Origin of the sequence: Limnospira sp. PMC 1279.21 (assembly GCF_032349615.1) — a bacterium.
GTDB lineage: Bacteria > Cyanobacteriota > Cyanobacteriia > Cyanobacteriales > Microcoleaceae > Limnospira > Limnospira fusiformis.
Genome location: NZ_JARPLU010000137.1, coordinates 1 through 13,008 on the forward strand (window position 1 = coordinate 1; position 13,008 = coordinate 13,008).

The 13,008-nt window shown below is 44.7% G+C and carries 11 protein-coding genes; 7 read left to right on the forward strand and 4 right to left on the reverse strand.

Features of this window, described 5'->3' with window-relative positions; all coding sequences use genetic code 11:
- From P5683_RS18110 to P5683_RS18120, 3 genes are all read left to right on the forward strand, one after another.
- Positions 1-404: RNA-guided endonuclease TnpB family protein (locus P5683_RS18110; protein WP_315640744.1), on the forward strand; the 404-nt coding region annotated here is incomplete at its 5' end.
- A gap of 53 nt (positions 405-457) precedes the next feature.
- Entirely contained in the window at positions 458-1,813 is a 1,356-nt protein-coding gene (locus P5683_RS18115) for a serine hydrolase (RefSeq protein ID WP_187757673.1), read from the forward strand.
- Positions 1,814-1,817: 4 nt separating this feature from the next.
- Positions 1,818-2,651, forward strand: a complete 834-nt coding sequence (locus P5683_RS18120; RefSeq protein WP_046319326.1) for an alpha/beta fold hydrolase — start codon at positions 1,818-1,820, stop codon at positions 2,649-2,651.
- A gap of 23 nt (positions 2,652-2,674) precedes the next feature.
- On the opposite strand, the gene P5683_RS18125 is transcribed toward P5683_RS18120, so the two are convergent.
- From P5683_RS18125 to P5683_RS18140, 4 genes are all read right to left on the reverse strand, one after another.
- On the reverse strand, positions 2,675-2,941 hold the full coding sequence (locus P5683_RS18125; RefSeq protein ID WP_046319329.1) for a DUF1816 domain-containing protein: 267 nt from the start codon (positions 2,939-2,941) through the stop codon (positions 2,675-2,677).
- A gap of 159 nt (positions 2,942-3,100) precedes the next feature.
- Positions 3,101-5,272 (reverse strand): alkaline phosphatase D family protein, encoded by a 2,172-nt coding sequence (locus P5683_RS18130; protein ID WP_315640749.1) that lies wholly within the window; start codon positions 5,270-5,272, stop codon positions 3,101-3,103.
- 171 nt (positions 5,273-5,443) lie between these two features.
- Entirely contained in the window at positions 5,444-6,373 is a 930-nt protein-coding gene (locus tag P5683_RS18135) for a class I SAM-dependent methyltransferase (protein WP_006625035.1), read from the reverse strand.
- Positions 6,374-6,409: 36 nt separating this feature from the next.
- Positions 6,410-7,204, reverse strand: a complete 795-nt coding sequence (locus P5683_RS18140) for an alpha/beta fold hydrolase (protein ID WP_006625036.1) — start codon at positions 7,202-7,204, stop codon at positions 6,410-6,412.
- A gap of 451 nt (positions 7,205-7,655) precedes the next feature.
- Here P5683_RS18140 and metG point away from each other — a divergent pair, with 451 nt between their 5' ends.
- The 4 genes from metG (at position 7,656) to P5683_RS18160 (ending at position 12,540) form a co-directional block, all read left to right on the forward strand.
- Positions 7,656-9,260, forward strand: a complete 1,605-nt coding sequence (gene metG / locus P5683_RS18145) for a methionine--tRNA ligase (RefSeq protein WP_006625037.1) — start codon at positions 7,656-7,658, stop codon at positions 9,258-9,260.
- Positions 9,261-9,391: 131 nt separating this feature from the next.
- Complete coding sequence (locus P5683_RS18150; protein WP_006625038.1) at positions 9,392-10,009, forward strand: NYN domain-containing protein; 618 nt, start codon at positions 9,392-9,394, stop codon at positions 10,007-10,009.
- Positions 10,006-11,187, forward strand: coding sequence for an LPS export ABC transporter periplasmic protein LptC (gene lptC / locus P5683_RS18155; RefSeq protein WP_035759449.1), 1,182 nt, complete (start codon positions 10,006-10,008; stop codon positions 11,185-11,187). Before P5683_RS18150 ends, lptC begins: the two co-directional genes overlap by 4 nt.
- A gap of 348 nt (positions 11,188-11,535) precedes the next feature.
- Entirely contained in the window at positions 11,536-12,540 is a 1,005-nt protein-coding gene (locus P5683_RS18160) for a phosphoribulokinase (protein WP_006625041.1), read from the forward strand.
- The last annotated feature ends 468 nt before the right edge of the window (positions 12,541-13,008 follow it).

Consider the following 13,008-nt stretch of genomic DNA (forward strand, 5'->3'; position numbering starts at 1 on the left):
GGCGGGACACCATTCATAAAATAACTACTTTCTTGGCTAAGAACCACAGCCAAGTAGTCATTGAAGATTTGAATGTGTCAGGTATGCTGAAAAATCATGGTTTGGCGGGTTCTATCGCTGATGCTTCATTTTATGAGTTCCGTCGTCAACTCGGTTACAAGGCAGAACGTTATGGTTCAAAGTTGATTATTGCCGATAGATTTTATCCATCCAGTCAACTTTGTTCTAACTGTGGCCATCGTCAACAAATGCCCCTAGTCCGTCGGACTTTTGAATGTCAGAACTGTGGGCTGAAGATTGATAGAGATTTGAACGCCAGTAGAAATTTAGAAAAATCGCCTGGTTCAGACGATTACACTTGTGGACGGGGTGCTGCCGACAGTCCCGGACGAAGCAAGAAATAAACATCAATATCCGGCTATGTCCCGTTTTGTTTAAGTTTTATAGAGCAGAAACAATGGCTGCACAATCGACCAATTTTCCCTACTTAGGCAGTCCCAAACGCAGTTTATTAAACCCACTCAAGTCAAAAACCCGGTGGCTGGGTGCTGTTGCCATTGCTGTCAGTATTGGCTTAACTCCAGCCTTACCTATGCTAGGGTCATCCTCAGCATTATATGGGGCTACTTCTCTCAATGAATTGATTAGCCTCCGGGACGAGTTATTATACATCCTAGAAAACCCCCCAGAATCAGCAGGTAATTCCCGTCAATTAATGTCATTATTTCCTAACCAGAGGCGGGAACCTTCTGAGCAGATAATCGAACAATTGCGCCACGTAGAAGTTCAAATCATGATTGAACAGCGGGCTAATGATAATTGGAAACAAGCGATAAGTTTAGCCCATCAAGCGGTAGATATTGGCAAAAGTTCTCCGCTATCCTGGGAAACTAGACAACAAATGGCAACCTTTTGGCAGAGGGCGATCGCCAATTTACAGGAAATTCCCCAGGATTCATTTTTAAGGGGACAAGCCACCGCGAAAATTTCCGAGTATCAAGACAACTATAATCGCCTCAAATTCCAGTTAAGAAACGCTCAATCGGAAATTTTAGAAGAAATTAGAGTTAGGAGTGGTTTATCGCGTAATGCGACCATCAGCGTTTGTAATTTAAACCGCCATTGTGCTAGTTTACGGGGTAGTCAAACTCCGGCGAGTCCGGCGAGTTTAATTAAAGTTCCTGTGGCGATCGCCTTATTACACAAAGCGGCTGAGGAACAGGTGAGTTTTGATCAAGAAATCTATGTCGAGGGGGGGAATTTTACCGAAGATGCTTCCTCAATTCGCGCCCGCCAATCCTACTCTCTCCAAATGTTAATGGCTCAAATGATTGACCATAGTAGTAATATCGCTACTAATCAACTTATCGACTATTTGAGTGCCGATTATATCAATAAACTACTAGAACGACACGGTTATCAAAAAACGCGGGTGCAATTTAAACTCATGGGCGATCGGATCATGCCTTTTAGACCCGGTAGAGGTCGCAATAGCATGACCAGTGATGAACTCACGGAAATGATGGTAGAAATCTACAACTATGAACACCCCCACTCGGAACTATTAATTGACGCTTTAGGTCATCAGTACGATCGCGAAATTGGTTATCAAGCCTTACAAGGATTAAAAGCGCAGTGGTTAGGGGAAAAAACCGGTCAAAACTCTAGGGTAATTGGCACGACTTTAGCGGCTAGTATTGACGGGGAAAGGTATATTATTACCATTACCGATAACTCAGCCGGAAACATTCCCCAAGTCCGCAGAGCGATCGCTGGTATTGCCGAACATATTATCATGAGAGGGCAGTTATAAACTGATGAGTTTAGCTGTTTCCTTAAACTCGGAAATTCGCGGTCAAGGATTTCCGATACTGTGTCTTCATGGTCATCCTGGGTCAGGAGGCTGTATGTCAGTTTTTACAGATCACCTATCCCAAAACTATCAAACCATCGCCCCAGACCTGCGAGGCTATGGGAAAAGTCAGGTTAAACAACCCTTTGAGATGACCGATCATCTCCAGGATATCGAACAGCTTTTAGATGGCTTAAAAATAGATAAATGTTTAATTATCGGCTGGTCTTTGGGAGGTATACTCGCCCTAGAATTAGCATTAACAAACCCGGAAAGGTTTACGGGATTAATTTTAGTGGCGACTTCCGCCTATCCCCGTGGGAACCATCCTCCGATTTCATGGCTAGATAATCTATTAACGGGAATTGCGGGTATAATTAATTTGATCTGGCCAGCTAGTCAGTGGAATATCAACCTTTTCGGTAAGCGATCGCTATTTCGCTACTTAATCCAACAGCATACAGCCACCGCCTATAAATACATAGCCAAACAAGCCACACCCGCCTATTTACAAACCTCCAGACCAGCAACCATAGCCCTGAGACAAGCATTAAAAAACCGATATAACCGTCTAGCTGAGTTGGGAAATATTAGCTGTCATTGTCTCATATTAGCCGGAGAATGCGATCGACATATTACCGCCATCTCCAGTCAAGAAACGGCGGCAAACTTACCCAATTCGCAGTTTAACTGCTACCCCAACACAGCCCATTTATTCCCTTGGGAGATCCCCGATCAAGTGATCACCGATATCGATAACTGGATCAAAAACCATCCTGATATTGTTGATATCCGGTGACCTGTCCCGCCCAAGTTAAGCCACTATGCCCACTGTAGGGGGTGATCAAAATTTTGATCAAGATCGGCTGCCACAGTCAAAATATCAGGCTGACAGTGCTTAACTGCCACCTGTAGACCTGTGGCACCTTCACCTTGAATATCTTCAATATAACCGGGTTCTGCTTGTTCCGCCTCATCTTCGGTAAGAAACGGCCCAAAGTAATAGGTACATCGAGGCATTTCGGTCATAATTTCAACCCAAAACGCCAACCCAAAAGTGTTAAACTGGCTAACCACAAAATTTTTCATTGTTCTCTGTGACCTAGGGGGATGAAGTTTTAACATGGAGTAGATTCCTAGCGCTTGCCCAAAAGCGACCCGACTTAATCATGATCGCCGCCAAACATAAATTTCATATGAATTTTTACCGTTTGTTATAGTGCCTTATATCAAATTTTTCAAGCCCAATTATTGAGGATTTACCACAAAGTCGCTGACCACTTGGGGTTGACGATTAATTACCCGCGCCGGAACCCTTTGGACATCGACCTGTGTATAAGGTTCGACCCCATAAGTAGTCACCCTAAGCTGTTGAGTATTGGTATCAATGACGAACTCGGTCCAGCCAAAAGTATGAGCGGCAAAATAGGAACCCGGAACTATTTCCTGTGCATCAATTCCCGAACCCTCCAAACCAATAGGATTATAAGCCATATCCTCAAGGCGAGTATTTAGGAGATTCTCCACCAGGCGATCGCGTTCCCAGCGCGTCTGTAACCCCTCATAAGTAGCCCTTCCTTGTCGGGTTAGTTGCCATTCAGTCGCCCCATCAACAGCCACCGGACCCAAAGTAGCCCCCACTAGACCCGATCCTAAATCGGTTTGTACCCCCACCGGACCTACGGTAATTTCCATAGCATTGATAGGAATTTGTGGCCCCCCAAACTCCTCAGCAAATGTCAAATTATTAACTACAGTTCCCCCAGCTCCCGCCGACACAAACACGACATTATCAATATTATTATCATCAATAAATTTCAGCAGTCTAGTTCGTTCAGCCGCGTATCCTTCCCAGCGATCGCTTGCACCCGGAATCCCCAAATTTTGCATAGGGACCGGAGAAAATATAAACTTCCAAGTTAAACCCGCCGCCTGTGCGCCCAGTAAATTTAACTGCAACTGTTGCAACTGAGTTCGTCCCAACATGGTTCGATTAGCATCAAAAGAATCCCGCAAAAATGCCTCAATATCTTCGGGAAAAGAAGTTTCGGCGACCTGTTCTAAGGGGGCATCCCGGAACGATCGCACATCCAACAAAAACGCCGCCGCATCATCTCCATAGGTCGTAGCGCGATACAGTTGTTCTCGGTTAGCGGTCCGGCGATCGCTAATGTCTCCATAACTTTCCCGTCGCCGAGGTTGATAATCTAAAAAACCCGCCAACGCCGTCTCAAAAATATCGCTATTATTCAACCAATCACCCTCTCCATCTTCCCCCAGACTACCCCCGGCAAAATTATCGATTATTTCCCCATCATTCAATACACCAAACATAGAAGTTGCTACCCGCAGATTTGCCCAAGGATTTAAAGTTATACGCTCCCGATAAATCTCATTATGTTTTGTGTGGAAATCTAACAAAGTTTCCGCCTGAGAAACACCGGGTAAATCAGGAGATTCGGTACTTGCAGAAATTGTATTTCCTAACTGCACAAAAAAATCCAGACCACGTTCTGGGGCATTTCTCACCGCGACATGAGGCATTAATTCACCCTGAGAATCACCAGCAGCCCCAAACCTTAAACCCCCTTGACTTCCCAAAGATAAAGGAGTGCGAAAAATACCGCGATCGCTCTCCCCCATAGCATTAGTAACCCGATAAAAATAAGGTGTCCCCGGCGTTAAATCAGACACAAATACCTTAACCGGAACCGTCGGATCAGAATTATTAGTAGTCAGTGTGGAAACCACATTATCAAAATTAGGGTCGGTGGCTGTTTCAAAAGTAATCGGACCCACCACAGTATTACGCGCCATTAAAATTGTGCTGTTTTCCCTAGTATCTCCACTAGCGACACGGTTGGGAAAACTGGAACCATTCACCTCCAGAAAAGCACTAAAATCACGATTTTGAGCCGCCCCAATATCCAAATAATGCTCGATCCCGGTCAGTTCATCACGTTCTACCCTCGCCGCCACATCAGGATTACGGGCTAAATAATAATTAGGGTTATACAATACACTAGGGCGAAAATCCTCAAATTGACCGGCTTTCACAAAATGCTCGATCGCTGTGATATCTCCGGCTTCTATGGCTGCTTGAATAAAGGGATATTCATTTATATAAAAATCCGTATTAAATAGAATACTGGGATCGCGCGCTTCCCGCTGACCGAAATTAATAAAATGTTGAAAACCACTGGCGATCGCACCTACATTTACCAACGCCGCCACATCAGGATTAGTCGTCAGATAATACAATTCATCATAAAGCGGTGTCGGTTGTCTAACCTGAAACTGACCTGACTCGATAAAATGTTCAAAGCCACTACTAATAACTCCCAAATCAACTGCTTGCGCTACATCAGGGTTATTGGCTAGATAAAACGATTCGCTGTAAAAATCTTCAGCGTTCAACATTCTTAATTACGCCATAAAAAATAATCTTCTACCCAGGGGCGGGTTTCATCTCCCAGCCTTCTCCCTCTCCCCCAAAGGGCGGGTTTATTCATCTTCTCGGTGGCAGCCGAGGAATTAGCAGAACCCGCCCCGACGATTAATAATTATTAATTATTAATTATTAATTATTAATTATCCATTGACTTTGGCGATCGCCGTATGATGACGGGGACTGTTACAGACAATGGTAGGGGTCTGAAAACCTGCTGATTTGAAGGTTTCAACTAGATCTAGGGTGAAATACTGATCGAGATAGGGTTCGGTACTTTTTAGGAGGGTGAGGATATAGGGTGGCATCTTAGCGAATACCTCTGATTGGGGGTTCATATCCATAACCGCCAGATGTCCGTTAGGGCGCAATAGGCGGCGGGCTTCCTTAAATATATTTCGGGTCGCCTCTTGTGGGAGTTCATGACAAACCAGACAAAGGGAAACCAAATCAAAGGAGTGGTCTGGTAGACCTGTAGCCTCAGCGGGGGCGTGTACCCAAGTGGGGGGGTGATCGGAGGACTTTTGGTTAGTGTTATAGGCAGCGATCGCCAAAAAATAGGGGGACAAATCCACCCCTACCATAGTAGCATCAGGATAGATCTGCTGCATGGTATTGGTACTTAATCCGACACTACAGCCGAGATCCACAATAGCTTTGGGCGGTTCGGGTAAGACCTGCTGTAGTACATGATGATAACTTTGTCGTAGGCGATCGTCTCCCGCCACCCCAGCATCAGGCCAGATTTTGGCGTGAACCGCCAACGCCGCCACTTCCACCTCTACAGCAGCCTGCCAGCTTAAATTTCCGTTATCATAGGCATGAAAAGACCTTAAATAATATTCTGGGTAAGCCAGAGCAGAACTATTCACCTGCTGAAATTCTGCCGACCAGTCTCTCTGTAGGAGGGTATTGGCATGAGAGCGCCACGGAACCCCCATTTTTTCAGCCCGATCAATCATCATCTGGCGGGCTTGATGTTTGGCGAACTTAGCTAGGGGTTTAATAGATAAAATACCATTGACCAGTCGCGATGCTGGTCCAATGGGTGGATTCTTAAAAGTTGTGGTCATATAGCCTGTGAATTAGCCTCAACAATTTTTCTGTGCCTAATTTGGGCAAACCAATTGGGTTTTAGTTAAACTCTGACCGAGATCATGATCTCGAATGATCTGACAAAGGTTAACATCAGTTTCTAACAGACAAGCATGGCCGCTGTTAGGGAGGATAACCATATTAGCTTTGGGTAGCTTCCTGGTTAAAAATTGAGCCTCTCTAATGGAGGGTAGCAGTCTATCGGAACCACTGGCAATCACCAAAACGGGTAAATCTAGTTGACGGAGTTGGTCTGGTTGAATATCAAACGATCGCAGCAGTCCCAAGCGCCAACTGGAAGTACGTTGAGGGACTGATTGCATAGCCTCTAACAAGGCTTGGCGATCGCTCGGAGAAATTCCTGGCAATTTAGCCAGAAACGGCAAGAATCCGATCATAGACAGGGGATATAACCAACTAGGTAGCCAGTCCGTCAAATGTGATCCCCATTCTATCCAAGGTTGTTGCTTAAAAGCAGAAGCCGGGTTAACTAAAATCAGACCTTTGAGTTGAGCACGAATTTTCATAGCCACCTTCATCGCCAGACAACCGCCGAAGGACTCCCCGCATAGATAAATATCTTGATTGAGGTTGAGGCTGAGTTCTTTTTGAATTAAATCCACAGTGCGATCGGTTAATCCATCCCAATGGTTGAGATCTTCGGGAGGAATACTCAAACAGCGCAGGTTAAAAAACTGAGACAGTCGGCGCTGTTGGGTTCGTAGGAGACGACCCGTACCATCCATCCCGGGTAAAAACAAAAATAGAGGTAGGTGCGACTGACCGGGTGTAGAGTTCAAAAAATACATCGTTGGCTAGATTGGGGAAATATAATGGTTGATCTCAGGTAGTTGATCCCATTAGCTCATTTTAGCTTAACATTACTTTACCTTCTTTCCACAGTCATTGAGATCTATCTATACCATCGGCGGAAACCACTAGACAGACGGGGATAAGTGGCTAACTACAGTTGGCGGTAAATCTGCCAATCAACCGCTCCGACCCGGTGAATCGATCGCGCTGGTATCTCCATTGAGTTTGTAGATCTTGATGAAAAAGTTAAGAATTCGTTGAGAATTTTTAACATTTTTTTAAAAAGTATTATCATTTATAGGCTTTAGTTTGAATGGTCAAAACAGTATCAAAATTTTGGCTGTTTTGACCCGTGACAGGGTTCGGGTGTCAGGGTAACCGACTCCGCCCCGAAGGCAGATCAAACCTAAGTAAGATCAGTTTAAGAGAGAAACTTGTATATCAGTCATGGATGTGACACCAAAAACTAAAAAGACGTTTTCCTTAACAACACCCCTATATTATGTGAATGACGTTCCCCATATTGGCAGCGCCTACACGACGATCGCCGCCGATGCGATCGCCCGTTGGAAGCGACTACAGGGATATGAAGTGCTGCTAATTACTGGTACCGACGAACACGGCCAGAAAATTCAACGGACAGCCGAGGAGGCGGGATGTTCTCCTCAAGTTCACTGTGATCGGATAGTCAGCAGTTTTGAGAGTCTGTGGAAACTGCTAGAAATTCAGTATGATCGTTTTAGTCGGACCACCAGCCCCCGTCACGAGGCGATCGTCAAAGAATTTTTCCAGCGGGTGTGGCAAAATGACGACATATATTTGAGCCAACAACAGGGCTGGTATTGTGTCAGCTGTGAAGAGTTCAAAGAAAAACGGGAACTAATAGACGAGAAATATTGCCCCATCCACGTGAATAAAGAAGTAGAATGGAGGGACGAGCAGAACTACTTTTTCCGTCTGTCAAAATATCAAAAACAGCTAGAAGCCCTTTATCATGATCACCCCGACTTCATCGGGCCAGAAAGTCGCCGGAATGAAGTTATCAGTTTTATTAAACAAGGATTACAGGATTTCTCCATTTCTAGGGTGAATCTTGACTGGGGTTTCCCAGTTCCCATTGATCCCAGTCAAACCCTATATGTTTGGTTTGATGCACTACTAGGATATGTCACCGCCCTAGTTGATCCCGACTCGGAACCTACCCTCTCTGAAGCGATCGCTAAATGGTGGCCGATAGACCTGCACCTAATTGGTAAAGACATCTTACGCTTCCATGCTGTTTACTGGCCAGCTATGTTAATGTCTGCCGACTTACCTTTACCTGGTCGTATCTTTGGACACGGTTTTCTAACTAAAGATGGTAAAAAGATGGGTAAGAGTTTAGGGAATACACTTAATCCCGTAGAGTTGGTGAACCAATTTGGTACCGATGCCGTCCGTTACTATTTCTTAAAGGAGATAGAATTTGGACAAGACGGTGATTATAATCAGACCAGATTTATTAATACCCTAAACGCCGACCTCGCCAATGATCTGGGAAACTTACTTAACCGGACTATGAAAATGGCTGCCAAATACTTTGAAGGTAGAGTTCCGGCGATCGCTGTAGATCATATCCAGACAGACAATCACCTAAAATCCATTGGTAGTTCCCTCGGTAACAGCGTTAGTCAATTCTATGAAAAACTGGCGTTTAGCCAAGTGTGTGAGGCGGTTCTGATTCTAGTTCAGGCTGGTAACAAATATGTAGACGAACAAGCACCCTGGTCACTGTATAAACAAGGGGAACTATCAGCCCTGATGGAAGTGATCTACTCCGTGCTTGAGTCCGTCCGACAATCGGCTTATTTATTAGCGCCAATTGTGCCAAATCTTAGCACCGCTGTCTACCAGCAACTGGGATACTCCCTGGATTTTCAAGACCCTGAATTGTCAGCCAAAATCACGGCTTTGGATAGCCATGCTCACTGGGGTATTTTACCAAGCGAGCAAGTCCTGGGAGAAGCTAAACCAGTTTTTAAAAAGCTGGAATTACCCAGCTCTGTGGTCTGATCAATTTATCTCCCGGAGACTTACAGAGAGGAGGGAGCCGATTTAATTCCTGAATTATTGACAACTCCATGTGGGATTGATATACACCTATTTGAGCGGCATCATAAAATCATAAATGAGGTTTAAAAATCATGTTGAATCATATCAACAACAGTAGTAACGACATATTCACCCCTGAACAGATTTTAGAAAATCGAGGGCGTGTGGCCATATTTATCGATGGCTCGAATCTGTTTTATGCGGCTTTGCAATTAGGGATTGAAATTGATTACACCAAATTACTGTGCAGGCTAACCAGTGGTTCCCGGTTATTGCGATCGTTTTTCTATACCGGGGTCGATCGCACTAATGAAAAGCAACAGGGATTTTTGCTGTGGATGCGTCGCAATGGCTATCGGGTGGTTGCTAAAGACTTAGTACAACTGCCAGATGGTTCTAAAAAAGCTAACCTAGATGTAGAAATTGCCGTAGATATGATCGCTCTAGTGGGTGCTTATGATACGGCGGTGCTAGTTAGTGGTGATGGCGATTTAGCTTATGCGGTCGATTGTGTCAGCTATAGAGGTGTGCGGGTGGAAGTGATTAGTTTGCGCGCGATGACTAGCGATAGCCTAATTAATGTGGCCGATCGCTATATTGATCTCGAAGCGATCAAAGACGAAATTCAAAAAACTCCCCGCAGTCCTGGATATAGCTACCGTCCGCTATCAAGCATCAGTTTGATTGATGGAAAGGTTGAAGGCGCGTGATATTTAATAACTCAAACTCCAGCCAGCAGAAAATACCCAGTTTTCGTCTGGGCGCAATTCTGTTGCTGATGTTGGTAATTTCTGGCGGGGGACTGGTAGGGTGTCAATCCCCCCAACCTTCAGAACCAACTACTTCTGGGGACCAGCCACCCTCAGAAGAGTTTGAGAACACCCTCACCCTGGAAGATGTGGTACTCGAACAAGTAGACGAAGATGGCCAACTGCTGTGGCAGGTAGAGGCTAAACAAGCAAGTTATAGTCAAGATCAGAAAATTGCCACAGTGACTGAACCTGTGGGGGAACTGTTTGTCAAGGGTGAGTTACGCTATAAAATCGAAGCTAAACAGGGAGAACTGCACCAAGATGGTCAGCGACTGTTTCTCCGAGATGATATTGTCGCGGTTGATCTGGAAAATGGTATTGTTTTGCGCGGTCAAGAGTTGGAATGGATTGTTAATGAGCAAATTCTGATTGTTCGTGACAATGTGACCGGAGAACATGAAAAAATGCAGGCGATCGCTACTGAGGTCCAATTGTTCAACGATGACAAGCGCGTGGAATTTTGGAACCAAGTGGTGATCAACTTTAAGGAAGTAGGGGTGCAGCTACGCACTGATCATGTCATCTGGCGATGGGAAGAAGAAAGATTTATTTCTGACCGTCGGGTGGAAATCGATCGCCTAGAAAATATGGTGGTTACTGATCGCGCTGTCGCTAAAAGTGCCGAACTAGATTTAACTACAGCTATAGCCACTTTCAAAGATCATGTTCAGATTGCCCTGTCTAACCCGCCATTACAGCTTTCCAGTGATAAATTACAGTGGAACTACCAAGAACAAACTCTTAATTCCCCAGGGCCAATTACTATTATCGATCGCCAACAGCAATTGACTTTTTCGGGTGATCAGGGTTGGGGAGATTTGGACAACCAAATTTTTAACCTGATTGGTAATGTTCTGGGGGTGGCTCAAAACCCACAGGCTCAAATTAATGCTGATCTACTCACCTGGTATGTACCACAACAAGCATTTAAAGCTGAAGGTGATGTAATTTACCGCCAAGTTGACCCCCAGATGACTCTGCGGGGAGAAGTGGCCACCGGACAATTTTCTACTCAAACTGTCGTGGTCACTGGCAGAAATCAGGGCGATCGGGTAGTTACCGAAATTTTCCCCTAAACTAAATTCAATCAGGCTGGCAATTGATGTTAAAATAGCCCCACACCACTTGCGAAGTCAATAACCCCTATTCTGGCTTCAATTTTTCTCGCGATAAGTGAGAACGATTACATCTTGTAGGGATGATCCCCTTCTGGTAAAATCAATATCTAAAGTTAGTATAAAATACTTAGCTTACCAGATAACCAGGCCATTGTGTCAGTGGGGAGTCAGTAAGCTGTCTACCGATCGAGATTGGCTATACCTACATGGGTAGTCGCCAATTCTCAATTGTGACACTGGCCTGGGTTGTCCTGCTCAAAATAGAGTGGTTGAGCTTGTAAACAGTTTTTTGCTTAGAGGGAACCTATGGTAAATCAGCCGGATCGCGTAGTTTTAATTGGTGTTGCTGGGGATTCCGGGTGCGGAAAATCTACCTTTTTGCGTCGTATAACAGACATCTTTGGAGAAGATTTTGTTACGGTCATCTGTTTAGATGATTATCATAGTCTCGATCGCAAGCAACGTAAGGAAACCGGGATTACCGCTCTCGACCCCCGCGCTAACAATTTCGACCTGATGTATGAGCAGATTAAAACGCTCAAAAGTGGTCAATCTATCAATAAACCTATCTATAACCATGAAACTGGTCTGATCGATCCGCCAGAACGTATCGATCCTAATCACATTGTGGTTATTGAAGGTCTACACCCCTTGTATGATGAGCGTGTCAGAGGTCTGTTAGACTTTAGCGTTTACCTCGATATTAGTGATGAGGTCAAAATCTCCTGGAAAATACAGCGGGATATGGCTGAACGGGGACACCGCTATGAGGATGTTCTGGCTTCTATTAATGCTCGTCGTCCTGACTTTGAAGCCTATATCGATCCTCAGAAGCAATATGCAGATGTGGTCATCCAAATTCTACCTACCAAATTGATTCCTGATGATAAGGAACACAAAGTCCTACGGGTGCGCCTCATGCAGCGCGATGGAGTAGAAGGTTTTGAACCGGCTTATCTGTTTGATGAGGGATCAACCATCCACTGGACTCCTTGCGGTCGTAAGCTGACTTGTTCTTATCCCGGTATCAAGATGTTCTATGGGCCTGATGGTTACTATGGAAATGAGGTCTCTGTACTAGAGGTGGATGGGAAGTTCGATAACCTCGAAGAGATGATCTATGTTGAAGGTCACATGAGCAATATTGCTACCAAATACTACGGTGAACTCACCCATCTGTTGCGGGAACACCAAGACTACCCCGGTTCTAATGATGGCACTGGACTGTTCCAAGTTCTGGTCGGTCTGAAAATGCGATCCACTTATGAACGCTTGGTCGGAAAAGGTGAAAAAGTGGCGGCGGCTGTTTAGCTATACGCTATTTGATTTTAACTCGCCCTTGGCTATTCGCTGAGGGCTTTTTTTTGCCGCTGTCTTGATTTTTTATTCAATTTTAGGCAGTCCCAACCTAGGGGTTGACAAAAGGTGGCGATCGCGGTTACAATATTGACATATTGTTAAATAATTAAACATTGGCAAAAATAAAAAAATTACAAATATTCCATTATACTAGAAGTATAGCAGCAACCCCAGCCAAAGGCAACCCCTCCCCCCCAAAAAGGCCAATTTTTTCACAAAAGTTACAAAAGTTAACATAATTCCTAGCTTGATAATTCAAGTTGGGGGAAAAAGGACAGCACAGGACAGCACAGGACGTGCTTGCTAGTAACAAAAAACTTATTCAAACCTACACACAAACCAAAAACCTTGTACTATGCAAACAACCACAATAACCGGAGTTAAAGTGCCAAAATATGTTACACCCAGCGTTGCCACCTA